Source organism: Metabacillus indicus (assembly GCF_046603695.1).
GTDB lineage: Bacteria > Bacillota > Bacilli > Bacillales > Bacillaceae > Bacillus_P > Bacillus_P indicus.
Map to the genome: position 1 here is coordinate 3,260,742 of NZ_CP176757.1, position 22,505 is coordinate 3,283,246.

A 22,505-nucleotide genomic window follows, 5' to 3' on the forward strand; every position below is an offset into this window, starting at 1 on the left:
AACGGCTATCTTTTCTAACAACAAAAAAAGCGCTGCACAATGTGCAACACTTTTTTAATGATGACCCGTACGGGATTCGAACCCGTGTTACCGCCGTGAAAGGGCGGTGTCTTAACCGCTTGACCAACGGGCCGGAGCATGCCTTCTGGCGGAGAAGGAGGGATTTGAACCCTCGCGCCGCTTACGCGACCTACACCCTTAGCAGGGGCGCCTCTTCAGCCACTTGAGTACTTCCCCAGAATAAATGGCTCCGCAGGTAGGACTCGAACCTACGACCGATCGGTTAACAGCCGATAGCTCTACCACTGAGCTACTGCGGAAAATCAAATATGCTCCCATAATAGGAATGGTGGGCCTAAATGGACTCGAACCATCGACCTCACGCTTATCAGGCGTGCGCTCTAACCAGCTGAGCTATAGGCCCATTATTGGAGCGGGTGATGGGAATCGAACCCACGACATCAGCTTGGAAGGCTGAGGTTTTACCATTAAACTACACCCGCAGTAAATAAAGATAAAATGGGGCGACTGATGGGAATCGAACCCACGAATGCCAGAGCCACAATCTGGTGCGTTAACCACTTCGCCACAACCGCCACTATCTGTAAAATGTCTAAAGCTATAATATTTGCAAAAGCAAATGGTGGCTTGGGACGGAATCGAACCGCCGACACAAGGATTTTCAGTCCTTTGCTCTACCGACTGAGCTACCAAGCCTTTATAAAAATGGCGGTCCCGACCGGGATCGAACCGGCGATCTCCTGCGTGACAGGCAGGCATGTTAACCGCTACACCACGGGACCATTTGGTTGCGGGGACAGGATTTGAACCTGCGACCTTCGGGTTATGAGCCCGACGAGCTACCAGACTGCTCCACCCCGCGATAATAATAATTAGTGCTGATTTGTTTTGCTGAAGATAAAAGAAATGGAGGAGGTAGAGGGATTCGAACCCCCGCGGGGTTTGACCCCCCTGTCGGTTTTCAAGACCGATCCCTTCAGCCGGACTTGGGTATACCTCCGTATGGAAAATAGAATGGTGGACCTTGTAGGACTCGAACCTACGACCGGACGGTTATGAGCCGTCTGCTCTAACCAACTGAGCTAAAGGTCCTTTTTTGGTAGCGGCGGAGGGAGTCGAACCCACGACCTCACGGGTATGAACCGTACGCTCTAGCCAGCTGAGCTACACCGCCCCAGGAACAAAGTCAATTACTTCTATTAAAATGGTGGAGCCTAGCGGGATCGAACCGCTGACCTCCTGCGTGCAAGGCAGGCGCTCTCCCAGCTGAGCTAAGGCCCCTTAAATCTGTGAAAATGGTCGGGAAGACAGGATTCGAACCTGCGACCCCTTGGTCCCAAACCAAGTGCTCTACCAAGCTGAGCTACTTCCCGTAATATGGCGCGCCCGATAGGAGTCGAACCCATAACCTTTTGATCCGTAGTCAAACGCTCTATCCAATTGAGCTACGGGCGCATATTAAATGTGTGTGGTGCCGAGGACCGGAATCGAACCGGTACGGTAGTCACCTACCGCAGGATTTTAAGTCCTGTGCGTCTGCCAGTTCCGCCACCCCGGCTTATTCAAAGAGCGGAAGACGGGATTCGAACCCGCGACCCCCACCTTGGCAAGGTGGTGTTCTACCACTGAACTACTTCCGCAATATCATGCGGGTGAAGGGACTCGAACCCCCACGTCAAAGACACTAGATCCTAAGTCTAGCGCGTCTGCCAATTCCGCCACACCCGCATATTAAGGAAAAATGGTGTGCCATGAAGGACTCGAACCTTCGACCCTCTGATTAAAAGTCAGATGCTCTACCGACTGAGCTAATGGCACAAATATAGTAAATCTGGTGGTGCCGGCGAGAGGACTTGAACCCCCAACCTACTGATTACAAGTCAGTTGCTCTACCAATTGAGCTACACCGGCATGTCCAAAAAAATCATATGGTGGAGGATGACGGGCTCGAACCGCCGACCCTCTGCTTGTAAGGCAGATGCTCTCCCAGCTGAGCTAATCCTCCGGGTTTAATTTTTGTCAGCAGCCTGGCAACGTCCTACTCTCACAGGGGGAAACCCCCAACTACCATCGGCGCTAAAGAGCTTAACTTCCGTGTTCGGCATGGGAACGGGTGTGACCTCTTTGCCATCATCACCAGACATAGTGACAAAAATTATTATACTATGAAATCCGAAGATTTCAAGCTTTTTTTTGATAGAAGTTATTCTTTCAAAACTGAATAACGTTTGATAACAAGATTCACGTGCAATTCACGCTTAGTTAGACTGTGGTTAAGTCCTCGAACGATTAGTATCTGTCAGCTCCACACGTCACCGCGCTTCCACCTCAGACCTATCAACCTGATCATCTTTCAGGGTTCTTACTCACAAATGTGATGGGAAATCTCATCTTGAGGGGGGCTTCATGCTTAGATGCTTTCAGCACTTATCCCTTCCGCACATAGCTACCCAGCGATGCCTTTGGCAAGACAACTGGTACACCAGCGGTGCGTCCATCCCGGTCCTCTCGTACTAAGGACAGCTCCTCTCAAATTTCCTGCGCCCACGACGGATAGGGACCGAACTGTCTCACGACGTTCTGAACCCAGCTCGCGTACCGCTTTAATGGGCGAACAGCCCAACCCTTGGGACCGACTACAGCCCCAGGATGCGATGAGCCGACATCGAGGTGCCAAACCTCCCCGTCGATGTGGACTCTTGGGGGAGATAAGCCTGTTATCCCCGGGGTAGCTTTTATCCGTTGAGCGATGGCCCTTCCATGCGGAACCACCGGATCACTAAGCCCGACTTTCGTCCCTGCTCGACTTGTAGGTCTCGCAGTCAAGCTCCCTTGTGCCTTTACACTCTGCGAATGATTTCCAACCATTCTGAGGGAACCTTTGGGCGCCTCCGTTACATTTTAGGAGGCGACCGCCCCAGTCAAACTGCCCGCCTGACACTGTCTCCCAGCCCGGTAAGGGCTGCGGGTTAGAATTTCAATACAGCAAGGGTAGTATCCCACCAATGCCTCCACCGAAGCTTGCGCTCCGGCTTCCAAGGCTCCTACCTATCCTGTACAAGCTGTACCAAAATTCAATATCAGGCTGCAGTAAAGCTCCACGGGGTCTTTCCGTCCTGTCGCGGGTAACCTGCATCTTCACAGGTACTATAATTTCACCGAGTCTCTCGTTGAGACAGTGCCCAGATCGTTACGCCTTTCGTGCGGGTCGGAACTTACCCGACAAGGAATTTCGCTACCTTAGGACCGTTATAGTTACGGCCGCCGTTTACTGGGGCTTCGGTTCAAAGCTTCGCTTGCGCTAACCTCTCCCCTTAACCTTCCAGCACCGGGCAGGCGTCAGCCCCTATACTTCGCCTTGCGGCTTCGCAGAGACCTGTGTTTTTGCTAAACAGTCGCCTGGGCCTATTCACTGCGGCTTTTCAGGGCTATTCACCCTAAAAAGCACCCCTTCTCCCGAAGTTACGGGGTCATTTTGCCGAGTTCCTTAACGAGAGTTCTCTCGCTCACCTTAGGATTCTCTCCTCGCCTACCTGTGTCGGTTTGCGGTACGGGCACCTCTCACCTCGCTAGAGGCTTTTCTTGGCAGTGTGGAATCAGGAACTTCGGTACTAAATTTCCCTCGCCATCACAGCTCAGCCTTATATGGGAAGCGGATTTGCCTACTTCCCGGCCTAACTGCTTGGACGCGCATATCCAACAGCGCGCTTGCCCTATCCTCCTGCGTCCCCCCATTGCTCAAATGGTGAGGAGGTGGTACAGGAATATCAACCTGTTGTCCATCGCCTACGCCTTTCGGCCTCGGCTTAGGTCCCGACTAACCCTGAGCGGACGAGCCTTCCTCAGGAAACCTTAGGCATTCGGTGGAGGGGATTCTCACCCCTCTTTCGCTACTCATACCGGCATTCTCACTTCTAAGCGCTCCACCAGTCCTTCCGGTCTGGCTTCGACGCCCTTAGAACGCTCTCCTACCACTGTTCGTAAGAACAGTCCGCAGCTTCGGTGATACGTTTAGCCCCGGTACATTTTCGGCGCAGAGTCACTCGACCAGTGAGCTATTACGCACTCTTTAAATGGTGGCTGCTTCTAAGCCAACATCCTGGTTGTCTAAGCAACTCCACATCCTTTTCCACTTAACGTATACTTTGGGACCTTAGCTGGCGGTCTGGGCTGTTTCCCTCTTGACTACGGATCTTATCACTCGCAGTCTGACTCCCGAGGAGCAAGTCTTTGGCATTCGGAGTTTGACTGAATTCGGTAACCCGATGAGGGCCCCTAGTCCAATCAGTGCTCTACCTCCAAGACTCTCATACTCGAGGCTAGCCCTAAAGCTATTTCGGAGAGAACCAGCTATCTCCAAGTTCGATTGGAATTTCTCCGCTACCCACACCTCATCCCCGCACTTTTCAACGTGCGTGGGTTCGGGCCTCCATTCAGTGTTACCTGAACTTCACCCTGGACATGGGTAGATCACCTGGTTTCGGGTCTACGACCACGTACTAATTCGCCCTATTCAGACTCGCTTTCGCTGCGGCTCCGTCTCATCAACTTAACCTTGCACGGGATCGTAACTCGCCGGTTCATTCTACAAAAGGCACGCCATCACCCGTTAACGGGCTCTGACTACTTGTAAGCACACGGTTTCAGGATCTTTTCACTCCCCTTCCGGGGTGCTTTTCACCTTTCCCTCACGGTACTGGTTCACTATCGGTCACTAGGTAGTATTTAGCCTTGGGAGATGGTCCTCCCGGATTCCGACGGGATTTCACGTGTCCCGCCGTACTCAGGATCCACTCTGGAGGGAACGAAGTTTCGACTACAGGGTTTTTACCTTCTATGACAGGCCTTTCCAGGCCGCTTCATCTACCCCGTTCCTTTGTAACTCCGTATAGAGTGTCCTACAACCCCAAGAGGCAAGCCTCTTGGTTTGGGCTGATTCCGTTTCGCTCGCCGCTACTTGGGAAATCGCATTTGCTTTCTCTTCCTCCGGGTACTTAGATGTTTCAGTTCCCCGGGTCTGCCTTCAGTACCCTATGTATTCAGGTAAAGATACTGTTCCATTACGAACAGTGGGTTTCCCCATTCGGAAATCTCTGGATCAAAGCTTACTTACAGCTCCCCAAAGCATATCGGTGTTAGTCCCGTCCTTCATCGGCTCCTAGTGCCAAGGCATCCACCGTGCGCCCTTCATAACTTAACCAAAATTGGTCAATCGTTTGTTTAGACTGTAAAGTCTAAGAAAATCACTATGGTAAGCGTAAATCTCAGTGAATTACTTGTTATCAATTACGTTATCCAGTTTTCAAAGAACAACCGGCAGATCAGAAATGATCGCCTTCTTTCATATAGAGAGAATGATCTCTCAAAACTAAACAAAAACCAAAAGCGACCTCATATCCTTAGAAAGGAGGTGATCCAGCCGCACCTTCCGATACGGCTACCTTGTTACGACTTCACCCCAATCATCTACCCCACCTTAGGCGGCTGGCTCCTTGCGGTTACCCCACCGACTTCGGGTGTTGCAAACTCTCGTGGTGTGACGGGCGGTGTGTACAAGGCCCGGGAACGTATTCACCGCGGCATGCTGATCCGCGATTACTAGCGATTCCAGCTTCATGCAGGCGAGTTGCAGCCTGCAATCCGAACTGAGAATGGTTTTATGGGATTGGCTAAACCTCGCGGTCTCGCAGCCCTTTGTACCATCCATTGTAGCACGTGTGTAGCCCAGGTCATAAGGGGCATGATGATTTGACGTCATCCCCACCTTCCTCCGGTTTGTCACCGGCAGTCACCTTAGAGTGCCCAACTGAATGCTGGCAACTAAGATCAAGGGTTGCGCTCGTTGCGGGACTTAACCCAACATCTCACGACACGAGCTGACGACAACCATGCACCACCTGTCACTTTGTCCCCCGAAGGGGAACCTTCTATCTCTAGAAGTGGCAAAGGATGTCAAGACCTGGTAAGGTTCTTCGCGTTGCTTCGAATTAAACCACATGCTCCACCGCTTGTGCGGGCCCCCGTCAATTCCTTTGAGTTTCAGTCTTGCGACCGTACTCCCCAGGCGGAGTGCTTAATGCGTTAGCTGCAGCACTAAAGGGCGGAAACCCTCTAACACTTAGCACTCATCGTTTACGGCGTGGACTACCAGGGTATCTAATCCTGTTCGCTCCCCACGCTTTCGCGCCTCAGCGTCAGTTACAGACCAGAGAGTCGCCTTCGCCACTGGTGTTCCTCCACATCTCTACGCATTTCACCGCTACACGTGGAATTCCACTCTCCTCTTCTGCACTCAAGTTTCCCAGTTTCCAATGACCCTCCCCGGTTGAGCCGGGGGCTTTCACATCAGACTTAAGAAACCGCCTGCGCGCGCTTTACGCCCAATAATTCCGGACAACGCTTGCCACCTACGTATTACCGCGGCTGCTGGCACGTAGTTAGCCGTGGCTTTCTGGTCAGGTACCGTCAAGGCGCCGGCAGTTACTCCGGCACTTGTTCTTCCCTGACAACAGAGTTTTACGATCCGAAAACCTTCATCACTCACGCGGCGTTGCTCCGTCAGACTTTCGTCCATTGCGGAAGATTCCCTACTGCTGCCTCCCGTAGGAGTCTGGGCCGTGTCTCAGTCCCAGTGTGGCCGATCACCCTCTCAGGTCGGCTACGCATCGTCGCCTTGGTGAGCCATTACCTCACCAACTAGCTAATGCGCCGCGGGCCCATCTGTAAGTGACAGCCGAAACCGTCTTTGAATGTCAAACCATGCGGTTTGACATAGTATCCGGTATTAGCTCCGGTTTCCCGGAGTTATCCCAGTCTTACAGGCAGGTTGCCCACGTGTTACTCACCCGTCCGCCGCTGACCTCCGAAGAGGTCCGCTCGACTTGCATGTATTAGGCACGCCGCCAGCGTTCGTCCTGAGCCAGGATCAAACTCTCCGAAGAAAATTTGTGACTCATAAATGTTGCTGACTTAAAAATTTAAAACGTTTGGTACGCTTTTGGTTTTGTTTAGTTTTCAAAGATCATTTTCGCTTCCTGCGAAGCTTTATTAGAATAACATTTCACCTTTTCAAAGTCAAGCGTTTTTTTTACTTTCCTTTTTCTCAGGCACCGTTGCTCTCACGCGTTTTTCGCGGCAACGAATAATAATATACCACGCTGTTTTCCCCATTGCAATAGCATTTTTATCTTTTTGCAAAAAAAATGTTATAAATGAAAACGCGCTGAAATCAGCGCGTTTCCAGATGACTTTTTGAATGCAGCAAATCCAGGAGTACTTGTTTAATTGATACAAATTCAGCTGAAGCGAAGAGTTGGTCCGTTCGCGACCGGCCGAAAGGAATGTCTATATGTTCAATGATCCTGCCAGGTCTCGGGGAAAACACGGCAATCCTGTCAGAAAGAAAAATCGCCTCATCCATATCATGAGTAATAAACAGGACCGTTTTCCCGGATGCCTCGCAAATTCTGATAAACCATTTCTGAAGCTTGTGTCTTGTCATGGCATCAAGCTTTCCAAAAGGCTCGTCCAATAATAGAAGTTCTTTGCCGCTCAAATAAGCCCGGAGGAAGTTCGCTCTCTGCCTCATCCCGCCAGAAAGCATGGAAGGGTAGTGTTGTTCAAATCCCTCAAGCCCAAACTGAGAAAAGAAAGATAGAGCTTCGGCACGCGCTTTTTCTTTCCCTGTCCCATGCAGCTCCAGCGGAAGTATGACATTATCAAGAATTGTTCTCCACGGAAACAGCACATCGCTTTGCGGCATATACCCGGCATGGCCTGTTTGATTCGTTATGTCTTTCCCCTTGTAATGAACAATTCCGCCGCTTGGCTTATTTACCCCTGCAATGATATCAAGAAGAGTGCTTTTGCCGCACCCGCTCGGACCAATGATGCTGACAAATTCCCCTTTTTCTACTATAAGATCAGATGGAAGCAGGACAGGCTGATCTTTCGAGTAAGTCTTGCTGACTCCTTTTAGTGTCAGCATGCTACTTTTCAGCCTCCGGAAGGAATTCATTTGTATAAGCCTCTGCCGGATCTATGTTTTCTTCAATCAGCTTTTGTTGATACATCCAGTCAGCATACCGTTCCCAAACTTCTTCTTTTTGAACGCCCCATTGCTTTGCATCACCCTGATACTGCTTGCTGAGCCACTTTTGGCTTTCCTTTGCAAGATCTTTATTTATTTCCGGTACATGCTTAATTAGAATATCTGCCGCTTCAATCGGCTTATCGATGGCAAACTCGTAACCTTTTGCGGTTGCCTGTACAAAAGCCTGTACCGTATCCTTTTCTTTTTTTATCTTTGTCTCGCTTGCAGCAAGTACAGGTGTATAGTAGTTCAATGCTGGATCAAGGTCTTTAAGATAGATGTAATTCAGTTCTATCCCCTTTCTTTTAGCTTCTATCCCGTCCCAGCCTTCAAAGATCCATTGAAAATCCGTATCCCGGCCGATTGATTTAAAGAAATCAGTTGCGCCAAGTGTGACATAATCGACTTTGCCAAAATCTGCGTCATCCTGGTTCATAACCGCACGAATCACAGCCTCTTCAGTAGGCGACCCCCATCCGCCGTACCGTTTCCCTTCAAAATCATCAGGCGAGACAATCTCTTCTTCCTTTAATGAAGCGAAAGCAGAAGTATTTTCCTGAATAATGGCCGCAATAGAAACGATCGGCACACCGGCTGACCGCGCATGTGTGATGTTTTCCTGGTGGCTGACCGCAAAATCGACTTCGCCAGATGCAACAATTTGATCTGCGCTGACTCCCTCGCCAGGTTCTACTATCTCAACTTCAAGACCCGCTTCTTTATAGAACCCTTTTTCAATCGCTGCATAAATGCCTGTATGATTTGTATTCGGAAACCAGTCCAGCATGACCTTCACTTTTTTTGCTTCTTCACTTGAGGCATTCTCAGCAGGAGCGCATCCTGTTAAAAGGATGGATGTGCTGAATAATATGACGAGCATTCTCCGCAGTTTTTTCATCGTATTCCTCCATGTCAGTTGTGTTTATTCGCTTTGTACTTCCAGGGCATCGCCGCTCTTGCCAGCAATTCAATGACTGCAAAAATAACCAGACTTAAAGCAACAATGACGATAATGATGGCAAATACCTTTTCTGTTAAAAAAGATTGAGAGGATCTAGTAAGGATAATTCCAAGGCCTTGACTCGCTCCCAGCCACTCTCCGATAACCGCTCCCATTACACTGTATGTTCCGGCTATCTTGAGCCCTGAGAAAAAATACGGCATGGAAGCAGGAATCTTCACCTTCAAGAAGAGCTGACGTTTATTCGCTCCCATGGTCTTCATCAGTTTGATCATATCCCTGTCTGCCTGACTGAATCCGTCTGCAAGATTAATGGCTATCGGAAAAAAGCAGACAAGTGCTGTTACGATGACCTTCGGCAAGATCCCGAATCCAAACCAGATAATCAGCAAAGGTGCCAGTGCAATAATTGGAACGGTCTGTGAAAGGACAAGGAGCGGTTCAACCGCTTTTCTGATCCAGAGGGAAAGGTCAATTAAAATGGCAATGGCCACTCCGGCAGCTGCTGCTATCAGGAGGCCGAGAACAGCTTCAGTAAGCGTCTGCAGAACGTGCACTCCGAGCGTTCCTCTCATTTCAAACAGGGTGATGAAAATGTCTGTAGGTTTTGGCAGGATCCACTTCTCAATTCGAAAAAGCACGACTGCCATCTCCCAGAGTAGAAGAAAAACGGCAAGAACGGCTGCAGGCAGCGCTATTCCTGATATAGATTCAGCGATATTTTTGGAGTTTTTCATCCATCGTTACTCCTTCAGCAGGGCGGTAATGAATTTTGATGTGCGTCATCACTTCACTTGCACCTGCCCCGATACAGGCATCCTGAGCCTGCTTGACAATTTCAAGCAGATGATTGAGTTCCCCCTCCATAACGGTCTCCATCGCGCCGACTTCATATTTGACACCTGACTGCTGCACAACTTCAATGGCTTTGTCGACAATCTCGTATGTATTTCCGTGTGCTGATTTCGGCAGTACTTGAAACGCAAGGTTTACACTGGACATCATGAATTCCTCCCTTTCTTTCTGTGAATCTCTTAGAAAATGCAAAAAAAGGCTGCCGGTTAGGGCAGCCTTAAGCATTCGCAAAGTTCATGGAAAATAGACTCTTTTCCTGTATCCCTCCGCTGGCATTACCCAGATCAGGTTAAAGGGTCGATACAAGAATCAGTATCCTCTCAGCCGAGTTCACTCAGCTCCCCTGCTTCTATAAGATTCATGGAAACTATAGCAAGTTTTACAAGACTTGTAAAGAAAGGAAAAATACTTTCCGCTATTTTCTGAAAAAAAATAGAATTTAGGCTTGTCGAATTTTGCAGTTTCCTGTATAGTAGTGTCTAAATCATATATCGCATTTGACCACTTGGGGAGCCGCCGGCTGAGAGTGAACGTTATGTTCTGACCCGTTGAACCTGTTAAGTTAAAGCTTACGTAGGGATGTGGCGATGGATTCAAGTGATAACCCAACCAAAGCAGTGCGTGGAAACCATCCGACATTCCCCGCATTGCTTTTTTCTATGGAGAAAAGGCCCCGGTCGAATGCCGAAAAGGGGTAAAATCATGCAAACAAATAAGCGCCTGGTTTTTTTATTGGAAGCAGCGATTCTTGCTGCAATCGCCTTTCTTTTAGATTTAGCGACAAGCTTTATCGGCAAAATGCCGCAGGGAGGATCGATTTCACTTGCAATGGTGCCCGTACTGATCATGGGATTTCGCCACGGTCTAAAAGGCGGACTGCTGACAGGCTTTCTCCTCGGACTGCTGCAGACGGTCATGGGCTATACGACCATTGTTCATCCTGTACAGGGTTTTCTGGATTACTTTGTCGCCTTTACAGCGGTTGGTGCCGGAGGTATTTTTTATAAGCAAATTCAGAACTCTCTCCATTCTTTAAACAAAGGGCGCCTGATTCTTTATGTCACACTTGCCGCTTTCCTTGGAAGCTTCCTGAGATTTGCAGCCCACACACTCGCAGGCGCTGTCTTTTTCGCTGAGTTTGCAGGAGATCAGCCGGTGCTTCTTTATTCAGCAGGGTACAATGCATCCTACATGATTCCGACATTTATCATCTGTACGATCATTCTTGTGCTGATGCTGCTGACATCAAAAGCGCTGATAGTAAATAGAAAATAGAGAAAAGCACCGGAAATCCGGTGCTTTTTATCATAATCTCTTCTTTTTCAGCATGTATTAGTAGTAATAGATTTCCTATTGGAGGCCATGAAATGAATCTCACATACTCACTCATGTTGTTTGCCTTTTTTCTATCCATCTTTCATTTTCTGTATGGCTACTTTGAAGCGCTGCGGATCAGCGGCGAAGATGGCCCTGTCAGAGGTTGGTCGGTTGTTTTTTCATTTCCGCTCGGATTTGTTTTTGCCTATTTTGCAGCAGTTTTTAACCAGCAAATCTGAACAAAAGCGCAAGCGCCAAGGCCCGCTCCGATAGGCAGATAAGAATCCGGCGGAAAAGTCCGGTTTTGACTTTTTTGACGGATTTGTTCTGACAGAGGATCTAGGCGCTGGAGCTTGCCGTTGATAACTTTGTTATGTTATCAACAGCCTTTTATTTTTTATAATTCCTTTAACAAAAAGTAGAACCCGGCATATGTCTGCCGGGTCTTTTTGATGCCTCTGGCGGGATTCGAACCCGCACTCCTTTCGTAAGCATAGGCTAAGGGGAACACGCTTCCCTACGGATTTTCACCGGCAGGAATTTCACCTGCCTCAGCATAGTTGCTTTTCGGTGCTTCTGAAACCTTTGCCTTGCGACCCGGTTCTACTGTTTTCCGGCGCTCTTCCCTTCTAGAGCTACAGAGGCTTATTAAGAGTCTCTGTTTTCACAGAAACTCCCGCAAGAGTTTACAGCAGCTCTTCTATTAAACTCTCAACATACTCGTTCATGTTCCCAAATGTATATCCTGTCATTTGTGCTTTTGTCACATCCAGCGTCCAGTCACCCGGAAGACCGTACGGGGAAGCATTTTCTTCTTCCCCTGTAATGACTGCGGCTTTGTCTGCAGCACTTTCAATCTTGCCGATCAGTTCCCTCAGGGAAAGATTGTCTTCAAACGCTATATTATACGCTCCTGTCAGCTTTTCTTTTCCTATATGTAAAAGAAAACCTGCAGCGTCTTCAGATGAAGTGAAGCTGAAAGAAACATTGTCATTTTTCGCGCCAATTGGCTCTTCCCTTTTCACTTTGTCTACATGAAATAAAAAGCGCTCGGTGTAATCATCGGTTCCGATAACCAGAGCAGGCCTGACTGCTGCAACAGGCACTTTTGCATTCTGGAACAGATAAGCTTCGGCACCGCGCTTTGCCTCCTGATAACCGGTCATTCCCCCGTATTCCTTGCGGTCTTTAAACGTCGGTTCGAACGAGAGCGGGTTAAAATCCGTTTCCCTTCGTCCTTTGCCGAATTCATAGACTGCCATTGTTGATGTAAAGATGTAATGCCCTACTTTATCTTCGAGAGCCTCATAAGCGGTTTTGGCTTCGAGCGGGGAGAAACAGGACTGATCATAGACAGCGTCCCATTGCCTTCCTTCAAAAGCCCGGGTCATTGATTCTTTCTTTTCCCGGTCAATGACAAGGCGCTCGACCCTGTCTCCAAAATCATCCCGGGTTCTGCCTCTTGTTGCGACCGTCACAACCACTCCCTCCTCGAGCAGTTTATGAACAAGCCTCTTCCCAAAAAACTGTGTCCCACCTAGTATTAACGCGGTTTTCAATGTATTTCCCTCTTTCATTATGTATTCAGCCTCGCTGACAAATCCTTGAGATTCCAGCCGTATGCCGTCTCCGGATGATCGGTACCTTCAATCGCGTATGTATCCTCTCCCACTTTTTCAGGGCTGTAGCGCTCATAGAATCCCTTTGACGGGTTGGCATTCATCACCCACAGCATCATCGTTTGATAGTTCAGGTTCATCAGCTCCTCTGCTGCCGCACGAACCAGTCTCTTTCCAACACCTGCACCTTGTGCTTCTTTCAGAAGATAGATGGCGTATAATTCGCCATCATAGCCGAATTCCTGAGATCTGGACGGACCAAATCCCGCAAACCCGACAATTTTGCCCTCTTCATCTTCTGCAACGAACACAGTATCCGGATTTATACTGCGCCAGATTTTCTCTTTGCTTTCGTAAGTCAGACTATTTAAAAATGAATCTGCTACGATTCCCTTATAGGTTGTCCGCCAGCTGTCGACGTGCACAATCGCAATTTGCTTTGCATCTTCTCTGGCAGCTTTTCTTATCAGTACCTTCATTTTTCAACACTCCTTGCTGATGAAAATTCGACAACATTCAATAAAAACCCTGTTTCAAAAGGAGTTTCTTTTTTTGCAGAGAATAAGTTTACTAGACCAAATCAATTGGAGGCCTACAGTGAAAATCGTACTTCATGCCGTCCTGTCCATTCTTTATATCGTGTACTTCACCGCTGTCTTTTACGTTTTGTTTCTTTTTTTAAATATCCCGGCGTCTGTGATTTCCGGGACCATTATATGCCTGCTGCTCCTTGGCCTCTTTATCTATTCCGTCTACGAAATGATTCACAGCAAAGAACGGAATCTTCTTTTTTTCAGAGGGCTGTCAGGAACAATCGCCCTTTCGGTAACAAGCATCAGCCTGATCATTACGCTGTTTTTCGTTGTGCTGATGAACATTATGACCACTCATGTAAATTACCAGAGCATCAGCCCGCGCGAAAAATTCGAATTCCAGGTCAATGCCTTCCTGCCGGTTGATCCTTACCAAGAATACAAAGACAAGGCACTGACAAAAACAATCTCACATTTAACTGTCTTTTACCCGTCACTGAAGAAAAAGGATCTTGAGCTAGTAGAAAATGAATATAAACAGGCAAGAGAAATAAGCACGCGCCTGCTCGGCGAGATTGAGGATCAGCCAATAGACCTTCTTCTCTTAGACGAATCGCCTGACTCTCTGCACGAGCTTGATTATCTGGATTATATGGGTTTCTACGACCACAATAAAAAAACGATGGCTGTTGTCATTCCGGATGAATACAATGCCTCATCTCCTGTTGTGATTGAAACGTTTTACCACGAGTATTCTCATTATTATTTAGAAAAGACACTGGAGAAGCTCAGCATTGAGCCTTACAAAATCCCGATCTGGTTTAATGAAGGACTGGCTGAATACGCGGGGTATAACGGGAAAGAGGTGCTCATCCCCCTGCAGACTACCGTTTCTTTCTACGATCTCATCAATCCGGGAGACTGGGCAAATGCCCTTGAAAAAAGCACGGAAGCTGACATTTATACTCAAAGCTATTATGCGGTAAAGATGCTTGCCGATGAATTTGGAGAAGAGATCATCCTCCAGCTGCTGAAGGAAACAAAAGCGGCCGGAAGCTTTGAAGAAGCCCTTAAAAATAAAACCGGATATACGTATGAAGAGTTAGAAAGAAAATTAAAAGAGCAATAAAATGGAAAGAGCACCAGGGAACAGCCCGGGTGCTCTTTTCCGTTTTACACGGCTTGTTGTTCAGGAATTTCCGCTCCTGTTTTTTTCTCAGTCATAAAAAGAAGCACACCGGCAACAATGATTGCCCCACCAATCACCTGCGTAAGGAGAACCGTCTCAGCCAAAAAGAAATAGGCCAGGATAATCGAGCCCACCGGTTCGAACAGAATGGCGACCGAGATGACATTTGTCGAAATCCACTTCAGCGACCAGTTAAACAGCGAATGCCCAAGCAGGGTCGGGACTGCCGCAAGCAGAAGAAAATATATCCAGTCCTGCTGCGGATAGCCGCCGAGCGGATACTTCAGAGCCAGACAGTAGATTAGAAGTGTCACGGAGCTTACGGCATAGACGATGAACGTATATAGCGTCAGAGAGTGCCTTTTCCTCACTCCCTGGCCAAAAAGAAGGTACGCCGTGACCATCGCACAGGCTGCCAGAGCAAGAAAGTCTCCGAACAGAGCAAGACCGCTGATTCTGAAATCTCCCCAGCTGATAACAGCACTGCCGGCAATCGCCAGCAGGGCACTGATTACTCCCCTGATCGAAACCCTTTCTTTAAAAAAGAAATACGTTCCGATAAAAGCAAACAGCGGCTGCAGCGTTACGAGAACAACCGAGCTTGCCACAGACGTGTAGTTCAGAGATTCAAACCAGAGGATAAAATGAAAGGCAAGCAGCACTCCGGCCAGAGCGGAATAGCTCCAGTCTTTCCGTGACATCGTCTTTAGCTGCGGTAGACATTTTGCCAGAAAAAGAGGCAGAACAAGCAGCGTGGAAAAAAAGAGCCTGTAAAAGGCAATAACCGGCGCAGGAGCAGATGTCAGTTTTACAAAGATAGCGGATGTTGAAACAGCCGCAACCCCCACAGCAAGTGCGATATATGGATACAAAGTGGTTTTATTCATGTTTTTTCTCCTTCACCATTCACTCATTTCCATTATACTGCATGATGGACCCGGCAATTTGCAGAATATTATTTTCAAAACTTTCAAAAAATAGTTATAATGAAAGCGTAACCATTTTAATGTTCCGGGAGGTCCTATGCAATCACTTAAAAACAAAACCATCGGCCAATTATTGAAAGACACTGTTTCTGCATACGGAAATAGAGATGCAGTCGTCTATTCAAAGGAAAACATCCGCTATACCTATGATGAGTTCTATCGCGAGACAACTAAACTCGCAAAAGCGTTAATCGGACTCGGCGTAAAAAAAGGCGAAAACATTGCCATATGGGCTACGAATGTTCCTGAATGGCTGCTCCTTCAGTTTGCATCTGCCCGCATTGGGGCCGTGCTTGTCACTGTCAACACCAGCTATCAAAGCAGTGAACTCAAGTATTTGCTGCAGCAGTCAGACTCTGCCGCTCTCTTTCTGATTGACGGCTATAAAGGAACATCTTACGTTGATCTGATCCGCTCCATCACGACTGAAACCTCTTCAGAAAACAGCTCACAGCCTGCACTCCCTTACTTGAAGAATCTCATTTACATAGGACAGAATGAAGCACCGGAGGGAATGCTCAGCTGGAACGACCTTCTCCTCCGCGGCATGAAAGTGACCGATGAAGAACTTGCAGAACGTGAGAGCCTGCTCACACCTGAAGGCGTTATAAATATGCAGTATACGTCAGGTACAACCGGTTTTCCGAAAGGTGTTATGCTGACGCACCATAATATCGTCAACAACGGGTTTTTGGTGGCAAGTTCGATGAATTTGACCCATGAAGACCGCCTGTGTATTCCTGTCCCGTTTTTCCACTGCTTCGGCTGCGTTCTCGGCGTGCTTGCCTGCGTTTCGGTCGGGGCGGCTATGGTTCCGATTGTGGAATTCGATCCTGACCTTGTTCTTCAGACGGTCGAGAAAGAAAAATGCACCGGGCTGCATGGCGTGCCAACGATGTTTATCGCGGAGCTGAACTCTCCAAATTTCAAAAAATACGATCTCTCCACTTTAAGAACAGGCATTATGGCTGGCTCCACCTGTCCGATTGAAGTGATGAAAAAAGTAATGAACGACATGGGCATGTCTGAAATCACAATCGCCTACGGACAAACAGAAGCCTCACCCGTTATCACGCAGACGACTGTAACAGATTCCATTGAACGCAAAGTGGAAACGGTGGGCAAGGCACATCCGCATGTGGAAGTGAAAATTATTGATCCCGTTACAGGAGAAGAGGCGCCAAGAGGCGTGCAGGGCGAGCTTTGCACAAGAGGGTATCTTGTCATGAAAGGCTATTACAAAATGCCGGAGGCTACTGAGGAAGCTATCGATAAACAAGGCTGGCTTCATACCGGCGATCTGGCAACAATGGATGAGCACGGCTATATTGTCATCACCGGACGCCTAAAGGATATGGTTATCCGCGGGGGCGAGAATGTCTATCCTCGTGAAATTGAAGAGTTCCTTTACCGTCACGAAGACATTATGGACGTTCAGGTGATTGGCGTTCCTGATGAAAAATATGGAGAAAGAGTGGCAGCCTGCATCGTTTTAAAAGAAGGCGCAGCACTTACTGCTGATGACGTAAAAGCCTTCTGCAGAGGACAGCTTTCCCATTATAAAATCCCTGAATACTACACCTTTGTCAAAGACTATCCAATGACCGCTTCAGGAAAAATCCAGAAATACAAACTCAGGGAGCAAGTGAAAAACGAATTGGCAAGGGAACTGTCTGAGAAAAGCTGAAAAGAGATTTCCTGCAGGCAAGTTTGATAGAATAACGGCAGAAGGGAGAGATCACCATGCTCGACTATACATTGAACGTAAGAGAAGAACTGATCAGAGAAACAGAACAAATGACAGATGAACAGCTGAACATGAAACCCTCAAAGGATGTCTGGAGCCCTGGACAGATTCTCGACCATCTGTATCTGATGGAAACCGTCATCACAGGCGGCCTCAAGCACGTATTGATGAACGGCGAGAAAAAAGAGGCCTCTGAAAAACCGCTCCAACTGGTCATTGACCGCTCACGTAAAGTGCCGGCACCTGAAAACCTGAAGCCGGCAGAAGGCCCATTTTCAAAAGAAGAGCTATTCTCAAAGCTTGACCGCTCGCGGCGTGAACTCATCAACTTTGCAGAAACAGCTCCTGAACAGGAACTTGAAGAAAAGGTGATGAAGCATCCGCATCTCGGAGACCTTTCTCTCAAGCAATGGATCGAATTCATCGGCTATCATGAAAAAAGACATCTCCTTCAGCTGCTCGAAGTGCGGAGTGCAGTTTCCTAAAAGAGAGACTTCTACAGAAACGTAAAAAAAGCGCAGACACCGTCTGCGCTTTTTTGGTTCGCGATTATGTGTCACAGGAAAAATAGATTAATAAGACTATGTAAATTTTCATTCTTTTCACTCATAACAGCCCCAATCACAACCATTAATGGTATTATTTAATAGGTATTACTTACATAAAAGGAGCTTGAAACTGTGAAGAAAGGACTTAAAATTGCAGCTGCAGCTGTCATGGTGATGCTTGCGGCCGGGGTCATCGGCGTCTGGACAATGGTTTACTTGAAAAACACCAGTGCTGAAGAAAATTCTACCGCCGCTGAAACCAACTGGCGCCCTCAGCAAGTGCAGGATTATGGGGACACAGAAAATCCGGAATACACTGATGCAGGTGAATTCATCAAAAAATTTCATGAGTTCTACAATCAAACAACCGGCTGGGACAGAATTCAGGAATTGAACATGCCAGACCAAATTGCCCGCGCGGAAGCAGCCAAGGCCTATGCCGGCCATTTCATTCCGCTGACGGAAGATCCTGCTCTAAAAAACGATCTTGAAGCCATCATCATGCATGCCGACAGTGTTATCGCAGGAAACGCTGAGACCGTCCTGACTCTTCATCGTTATTTTCATGATTTAGATATTGCTGTAAACGGATATGTCCATGAGCAAATTTTCGGAGTCACCGAAAGCAAATAAAAAACAGTCAAAACTTTTTTCGTTTTGACTGTTTTTTCTATTGCAACATAGTGAATCACGGAGTATAATTTAGTATATCGCCAGAAACAACTGGCACTAATTTTATACGGGGCATTAGCTCAGCTGGGAGAGCGCTACGCTGGCAGCGTAGAGGTCATCGGTTCGATCCCGTTATGCTCCATATCCGGAAACCCTTGTGTATCAAGGGTTTCTTTTTTATGCATTTTTTCACAAACAGAAAAGACAGCAAGCACACTATGCGCTCTCTGCCTTTAATATTCGTTTCTTCTCTTAAAACTTAAACTTCTTCAATTCTTCCTGAAGCTCTCCCGCAATATGACTCAGTGAGGCGGCAGAAGCAGAAACTTCCTGCATGGCTGTCAATTGTTCTTTTGAGGACACTGCAGCGTTTTGCGAATTTAAGGATGTATCTGTTGCTGCGTTTGCAAGCGAATGGATTCTTCCGTTTACGTGCTTTGAGTCACCCGCCATTTTCTTTGCGGATCTTGAAACTTCTTCGATTTTTTCTGAGACCAGGTGAATGGAAGCGATGATATTTTTAAATGCATGTCCGGCCTCATTCATCGCATCCGTCCCTTTTTTCACTTCGCCTTCACCTTGTGCCATAGACGAGATTGCTGTACTTGCATCGTTTTGAATGTGGCCGATTAATTCATCTATTTGATCGGCTGATTCTTTCGACTGCTCGGCAAGCTTCCTTACTTCATCAGCAACAATGGCAAATCCCCGTCCGTGTTCTCCTGCACGAGCAGCTTCAATTGCAGCGTTCAAAGATAACAGGTTTGTCTGCTCTGCAATCCCTGTAATCATCTCGGCTATTTTCCCGATTTCTTTTGAACGGTTTCCTAAATTAGATAAAAGGTGTGATGTCGTTGCAACAGATGTCTGGATGGCCCCCATTTGCTCAACGGCTTTGTCTACAAGAATATTACCGTCAGAAGCCTGTTTCGCTGCGGTCTGCGACTCTCTGGAAACATCTTCGGATGATTCGGCAATCTGGTAAACTCCTTTCGCCATTTCCTCCATCGACCGCACAGATTCATTGGCACTTTCAGAAGAGGTGTTGGCATCTTCGGCAATTCCCTGAATTGTTGCCGTTACTTGCAGGGCAGACGCGGAAGAATGCTCTGCTGATGCGTCGAGCTGCTGAGAGGCTGCCGCTACCTGTCCTGATGTGTCTGAGACTCTCTGCATAAACGCCTTTAAATTGACCGACATTGTATTTGAAGCCACAATGAGGCGGCCGATTTCATCCTGGGACTGCGTCTGAATAAGATCGCCTTTGAGGTCTCCTTTAGAGATGGTTTCGAGTCTGTCCACGATGAGGGCAGCAGCCTTTGAAATTCCATTGGCATTTAAAAGACCAATAATGAGAGCTGCTGCAAAAGCGATCACAGAAGCAATAACAATGATTATTTTAGATTGGTTTGAAGACTCAATCGTTTCAGATGTCTGATCACTTGTAATCTTATTTTGTATTTTTACAACTTCTGCCCAAGCATCAATCGCTTCCTGACTGTACGGGAGACATTTCTCCTCCATCAGCTGCAGGGCTTTCTCTCGTTCTCCGCTGTCATATAGAGGGATAATTTCTTCAGTAACTAGCGTCCTCCATTTGATCGTCTTTTCATCCGCTTCCGAGAGAGCAGATTCCACTTCTTTTGAAATCTTTCCGTTTTGGATAGCCTCTTGCAATACTTTTTCGGTTTCGATCGCTTTTTCCGTTTCGTCTAAAAATTGCTTTTTGAACTCTCCCCTGTCAAATAAAATATAATCACGCGCAATTTTTGCCCTGTACGCCACGCTGAATGTCATCGAATTTGAAGATTCCAGAAACGCCAAATCATTTGCGGTGATTTCCTCTACATCATCAGAGATCCGGTTTATCGTCAGATAACTGAACACGGCAATGATGACCAATAATAGCAAAACAATCGCATAGCTCATTAAGATTTTCCACTTTATACTCTTCATTTTTTCCCCCTTTTACCTTCATGCTTACCCTTACTCAATGCTTTTTCTATTTCAGTCCATCAGTCCTGTCTGTGCTGGCCGGTTGCGCTACTTGCTCCCGATCGTTAAAGCGCCCAATTATAAACGATCAATCTCTGCATTCCATTTATTACTTTATACCTATATTATCGGACGTAAAAATCCTCTATTTAGCGGGCAGCGCGTAAAAGCATAAAAAATTCTGAAATTAGTTAAGGCAGTTTTGAACCTGAGGGTAAAATTGAAGCAAAAGGGGAGGACGGCTATAAAGTGCCGTCCCCAGTTAGAAGAGATAATCCGATGTTTCTAGTTAAACGACTTTCTTGAAAACTCTTGTAATCTTTTATTGCCAAGCTCAGCTACATACAAATTCCCGCTCTCATCAACAGCAATATCATGCGGAATTTTCATCTGGCCTTCTTTGCTGCCCCATGTGCCGAATCGCTCCAGTATTGTTCCTTGTTTGTCTAAGACAATGACCCCGCTTGTAAAGTTTTCTTCTGCGCCGTTCAGGGAATCACCGCCGTCAACAACGTAAATGTTTCCGTCACTCGCAGCTTCTACACCAAACGGCCTGCCGATCTCCGGCATGTCCCAGCGGTCAAGATACTGTCCATTTTTATCAAATACCTGTATGCGTGCATTGCTTCGGTCTGCGACATAGATTCTGCCTTCGCTGTCGCTGCTGATTCCGTGCGGCAGGTTGAATTCTCCCGGCTCGTCTCCATGCTGATTAATCTGCCATTCCAGTTTTCCTTCTTTATCAAATTTAGCTATTCTCCGGTTTCTGTAGCCGTCCGAAACAGCGAATGAGCCGTCATCCATGACCGTTACATCTGTAGGGCGCGCAAATGTGTATTCGTCCATGAAAACAGGAAAGTTTGGAAGCACATTTCGAATGCGGAGACTCCATTCCATACCCGTCCGGTACTCATTTCCGAATGATTGCATAAGCTTACCTTCCGGACTCAATTTAAAAACCTTATTTAAAGAAACGTCTGTCACCCAGATGTTATCCTCGCTGTCGATTTCAAGACCATGCGGAGATTTGAACATGCCTTCTCCCAAAGTTCTCTTAACTTTTTTTGTTTTTCCGTCCAAAACGACAATCGTTGGTTCTTTAATAAAATCTTTTCCGCTGTACTCTCCGCTTGCTCTGTGAAAATAGTAAATATCTCCTTCAGAGTTAACCGCCACACCGCTTGCTTCACCAGCTGCGCTTTTCTCTTCGGGCGTTTTCGGCCAGAGAACTTCAGCTGAGTAAGTTTTTGTTTCCGGTATTTCAACCGGCTTTTCTTTAAAAATAACGTCTGATCCTCCCTGGCTGAACCATACGATTAATCCTGTGATGCTGAGTGCTGCCAAAAAGAACGAGTTCTTTTTATTCATTTGAAATATTCCTCCATATAAAATAGTAGTGCTTATCTCTTTGCACAGCCTATGATATCGCGGAATACAGCTTCCTGAAACGGACGCGGGATTGAACCGTTCTAAGACCTGAGTTGCAGAGAATAAAAAAATGCCCTCCTCATAAAGAGAAGAGCACTTTCATATTACTCAAATGACGTATGTTTTGTTTTCCATTTTTCCAGCGCAATAAACAGCCAAAAGGAATAGATTCCAAGAGTAATAATGCATAGGAACCACCATTTTATCCAATTGCCGAATAATCCTATTGCAGTTCCGTGAAATCTTAGGCGCTTGCCGTTAATAACAGTATGCCGTGCCTTCCAGCTTAAAATCATAGTAATAGACCAAGGATAACAAATACCAAATGTACACACTGTTACTAGCAAACCAAGCAAAGACCAACCGATGTATTGAAACAGTCCGCCATCAAAATATGAGGCTTCTTTATGTGATGCTGCATTCACCGGCTGACTTACATAAGCTTCTGTACTCAAGACTTTACACCCCCTCCTTTTAGACTAGAACATTGTAACATAATAGGATATTATTTCCTTGTTAAATAAATTTTCTAACAAATGAAT

16 protein-coding genes, 22 tRNA genes, 3 rRNA genes and 3 riboswitches are annotated in these 22,505 nt (G+C 47.0%); of the genes, 7 read left to right on the forward strand and 34 right to left on the reverse strand.

The genetic code is table 11. From position 1 onward, the window contains the following. Positions 1–61: 61 nt before the first annotated feature. The 28 genes from ACK1LH_RS16695 to ACK1LH_RS16830 form a co-directional block, all read right to left on the reverse strand. Positions 62–133: transfer RNA gene (locus ACK1LH_RS16695), tRNA-Glu, on the reverse strand. Between the two features lie 13 nt (positions 134–146). Beyond that, positions 147–237: transfer RNA gene (locus tag ACK1LH_RS16700), tRNA-Ser, on the reverse strand. 8 nt (positions 238–245) lie between these two features. Continuing rightward, positions 246–320 (reverse strand) — tRNA-Asn (locus tag ACK1LH_RS16705). 27 nt (positions 321–347) lie between these two features. Then, positions 348–424, reverse strand: a tRNA-Ile gene (locus ACK1LH_RS16710). A 5-nt stretch (positions 425–429) separates the two neighbouring features. Continuing rightward, positions 430–503, reverse strand: a tRNA-Gly gene (locus ACK1LH_RS16715). A gap of 17 nt (positions 504–520) precedes the next feature. Further along, positions 521–596, reverse strand: a tRNA-His gene (locus ACK1LH_RS16720). Between the two features lie 45 nt (positions 597–641). After that, positions 642–717: transfer RNA gene (locus tag ACK1LH_RS16725), tRNA-Phe, on the reverse strand. A 10-nt stretch (positions 718–727) separates the two neighbouring features. Next, a tRNA-Asp gene (locus ACK1LH_RS16730) sits at positions 728–803 on the reverse strand. A 3-nt stretch (positions 804–806) separates the two neighbouring features. Next, positions 807–883, reverse strand: a tRNA-Met gene (locus ACK1LH_RS16735). A gap of 45 nt (positions 884–928) precedes the next feature. Further along, positions 929–1,021: transfer RNA gene (locus tag ACK1LH_RS16740), tRNA-Ser, on the reverse strand. A 15-nt stretch (positions 1,022–1,036) separates the two neighbouring features. After that, positions 1,037–1,113 (reverse strand) — tRNA-Ile (locus tag ACK1LH_RS16745). A 5-nt stretch (positions 1,114–1,118) separates the two neighbouring features. Next, positions 1,119–1,195 (reverse strand) — tRNA-Met (locus ACK1LH_RS16750). A 31-nt stretch (positions 1,196–1,226) separates the two neighbouring features. After that, a tRNA-Ala gene (locus ACK1LH_RS16755) sits at positions 1,227–1,302 on the reverse strand. Positions 1,303–1,317: 15 nt separating this feature from the next. Beyond that, a tRNA-Pro gene (locus ACK1LH_RS16760) sits at positions 1,318–1,394 on the reverse strand. Between the two features lie 5 nt (positions 1,395–1,399). Continuing rightward, a tRNA-Arg gene (locus ACK1LH_RS16765) sits at positions 1,400–1,476 on the reverse strand. 14 nt (positions 1,477–1,490) lie between these two features. Then, positions 1,491–1,579, reverse strand: a tRNA-Leu gene (locus tag ACK1LH_RS16770). A 10-nt stretch (positions 1,580–1,589) separates the two neighbouring features. After that, positions 1,590–1,661: transfer RNA gene (locus ACK1LH_RS16775), tRNA-Gly, on the reverse strand. Positions 1,662–1,668: 7 nt separating this feature from the next. Further along, a tRNA-Leu gene (locus tag ACK1LH_RS16780) sits at positions 1,669–1,749 on the reverse strand. A gap of 14 nt (positions 1,750–1,763) precedes the next feature. Further along, positions 1,764–1,839, reverse strand: a tRNA-Lys gene (locus tag ACK1LH_RS16785). Between the two features lie 17 nt (positions 1,840–1,856). Next, a tRNA-Thr gene (locus tag ACK1LH_RS16790) sits at positions 1,857–1,932 on the reverse strand. A gap of 18 nt (positions 1,933–1,950) precedes the next feature. Further along, positions 1,951–2,026: transfer RNA gene (locus ACK1LH_RS16795), tRNA-Val, on the reverse strand. 20 nt (positions 2,027–2,046) lie between these two features. Next, a 5S ribosomal RNA gene (gene rrf, locus ACK1LH_RS16800) occupies positions 2,047–2,162 on the reverse strand. Positions 2,163–2,290: 128 nt separating this feature from the next. Beyond that, positions 2,291–5,221 (reverse strand): 23S ribosomal RNA (locus ACK1LH_RS16805). 203 nt (positions 5,222–5,424) lie between these two features. Further along, positions 5,425–6,962, reverse strand: a 16S ribosomal RNA gene (locus ACK1LH_RS16810). The 16S, 23S and 5S rRNA genes sit together here with 21 tRNA genes alongside, the layout of an rRNA operon. A gap of 287 nt (positions 6,963–7,249) precedes the next feature. Next, the gene (locus ACK1LH_RS16815; RefSeq protein WP_411333664.1) at positions 7,250–8,008 is read right to left on the reverse strand and encodes an ABC transporter ATP-binding protein; all 759 of its coding nucleotides are present in this window, start codon (positions 8,006–8,008) and stop codon (positions 7,250–7,252) included. A 1-nt stretch (position 8,009) separates the two neighbouring features. Beyond that, positions 8,010–9,011: an ABC transporter substrate-binding protein gene (locus tag ACK1LH_RS16820; RefSeq protein WP_411333666.1), complete on the reverse strand. Its 1,002-nt coding sequence runs from the start codon at positions 9,009–9,011 to the stop codon at positions 8,010–8,012. A 14-nt stretch (positions 9,012–9,025) separates the two neighbouring features. Further along, entirely contained in the window at positions 9,026–9,811 is a 786-nt protein-coding gene (locus tag ACK1LH_RS16825; RefSeq protein ID WP_051827363.1) for an ABC transporter permease, read from the reverse strand. After that, positions 9,786–10,079 carry an MTH1187 family thiamine-binding protein gene (locus tag ACK1LH_RS16830; protein ID WP_029283875.1) on the reverse strand — a complete coding sequence of 98 codons (294 nt, stop codon included), beginning with the start codon at positions 10,077–10,079 and terminating at the stop codon, positions 9,786–9,788. Before ACK1LH_RS16830 ends, ACK1LH_RS16825 begins: the two co-directional genes overlap by 26 nt. A gap of 93 nt (positions 10,080–10,172) precedes the next feature. Then, a riboswitch (TPP riboswitch) is annotated at positions 10,173–10,284 on the reverse strand. Between the two features lie 141 nt (positions 10,285–10,425). Beyond that, positions 10,426–10,526: riboswitch (TPP riboswitch) on the forward strand. 105 nt (positions 10,527–10,631) lie between these two features. On the opposite strand from ACK1LH_RS16830, the gene thiT reads away from it, so the two are divergent. Both thiT and ACK1LH_RS16840 read left to right on the forward strand, forming a co-directional pair. Next, complete coding sequence (thiT, locus tag ACK1LH_RS16835; RefSeq protein WP_411333668.1) at positions 10,632–11,204, forward strand: energy-coupled thiamine transporter ThiT; 573 nt, start codon at positions 10,632–10,634, stop codon at positions 11,202–11,204. Between the two features lie 92 nt (positions 11,205–11,296). Then, positions 11,297–11,485 (forward strand): hypothetical protein, encoded by a 189-nt coding sequence (locus ACK1LH_RS16840; RefSeq protein WP_029283879.1) that lies wholly within the window; start codon positions 11,297–11,299, stop codon positions 11,483–11,485. Between the two features lie 447 nt (positions 11,486–11,932). On the opposite strand, the gene ACK1LH_RS16845 is transcribed toward ACK1LH_RS16840, so the two are convergent. Both ACK1LH_RS16845 and ACK1LH_RS16850 read right to left on the reverse strand, forming a co-directional pair. Continuing rightward, positions 11,933–12,823 (reverse strand): NAD-dependent epimerase/dehydratase family protein, encoded by an 891-nt coding sequence (locus ACK1LH_RS16845; RefSeq protein ID WP_411333670.1) that lies wholly within the window; start codon positions 12,821–12,823, stop codon positions 11,933–11,935. After that, positions 12,823–13,344 (reverse strand): GNAT family N-acetyltransferase, encoded by a 522-nt coding sequence (locus ACK1LH_RS16850; protein ID WP_411333671.1) that lies wholly within the window; start codon positions 13,342–13,344, stop codon positions 12,823–12,825. The genes ACK1LH_RS16845 and ACK1LH_RS16850 overlap by 1 nt, the downstream gene beginning before the upstream one ends. Before the next feature lie 118 nt (positions 13,345–13,462). Here ACK1LH_RS16850 and ACK1LH_RS16855 point away from each other — a divergent pair, with 118 nt between their 5' ends. Further along, positions 13,463–14,527 (forward strand): peptidase MA family metallohydrolase, encoded by a 1,065-nt coding sequence (locus ACK1LH_RS16855; protein WP_411333672.1) that lies wholly within the window; start codon positions 13,463–13,465, stop codon positions 14,525–14,527. A gap of 44 nt (positions 14,528–14,571) precedes the next feature. Here the strand turns inward: ACK1LH_RS16855 and ACK1LH_RS16860 are convergent, their stop codons facing one another. Then, a complete protein-coding gene (locus ACK1LH_RS16860; RefSeq protein WP_411333673.1) occupies positions 14,572–15,474 on the reverse strand; it encodes a DMT family transporter in 903 nt (300 codons plus the stop codon). A gap of 136 nt (positions 15,475–15,610) precedes the next feature. On the opposite strand from ACK1LH_RS16860, the gene ACK1LH_RS16865 reads away from it, so the two are divergent. The 4 genes from ACK1LH_RS16865 to ACK1LH_RS16880 all read left to right on the forward strand — a co-directional run bounded on the left by ACK1LH_RS16865 (position 15,611) and on the right by ACK1LH_RS16880 (position 18,682). Next, positions 15,611–17,260 carry an AMP-binding protein gene (locus ACK1LH_RS16865; RefSeq protein WP_411333674.1) on the forward strand — a complete coding sequence of 550 codons (1,650 nt, stop codon included), beginning with the start codon at positions 15,611–15,613 and terminating at the stop codon, positions 17,258–17,260. 56 nt (positions 17,261–17,316) lie between these two features. Beyond that, on the forward strand, positions 17,317–17,805 hold the full coding sequence (locus tag ACK1LH_RS16870) for a DinB family protein (protein ID WP_029566112.1): 489 nt from the start codon (positions 17,317–17,319) through the stop codon (positions 17,803–17,805). A 195-nt stretch (positions 17,806–18,000) separates the two neighbouring features. Continuing rightward, positions 18,001–18,501, forward strand: coding sequence for a hypothetical protein (locus tag ACK1LH_RS16875; RefSeq protein WP_411333675.1), 501 nt, complete (start codon positions 18,001–18,003; stop codon positions 18,499–18,501). Positions 18,502–18,609: 108 nt separating this feature from the next. Then, positions 18,610–18,682, forward strand: a tRNA-Ala gene (locus ACK1LH_RS16880). Between the two features lie 110 nt (positions 18,683–18,792). Here ACK1LH_RS16880 and ACK1LH_RS16885 read toward each other — a convergent pair. The 3 genes from ACK1LH_RS16885 to ACK1LH_RS16895 form a co-directional block, all read right to left on the reverse strand. Further along, positions 18,793–20,496 (reverse strand): methyl-accepting chemotaxis protein, encoded by a 1,704-nt coding sequence (locus ACK1LH_RS16885; RefSeq protein WP_411333676.1) that lies wholly within the window; start codon positions 20,494–20,496, stop codon positions 18,793–18,795. A gap of 67 nt (positions 20,497–20,563) precedes the next feature. Next, positions 20,564–20,645: riboswitch (cyclic di-GMP riboswitch) on the reverse strand. 175 nt (positions 20,646–20,820) lie between these two features. Beyond that, a complete protein-coding gene (locus ACK1LH_RS16890; protein ID WP_411333678.1) occupies positions 20,821–21,903 on the reverse strand; it encodes a peptidyl-alpha-hydroxyglycine alpha-amidating lyase family protein in 1,083 nt (360 codons plus the stop codon). Between the two features lie 164 nt (positions 21,904–22,067). Continuing rightward, on the reverse strand, positions 22,068–22,418 hold the full coding sequence (locus ACK1LH_RS16895) for a DUF898 family protein (RefSeq protein ID WP_203288573.1): 351 nt from the start codon (positions 22,416–22,418) through the stop codon (positions 22,068–22,070). Between the last annotated feature and the right edge of the window lie 87 nt (positions 22,419–22,505).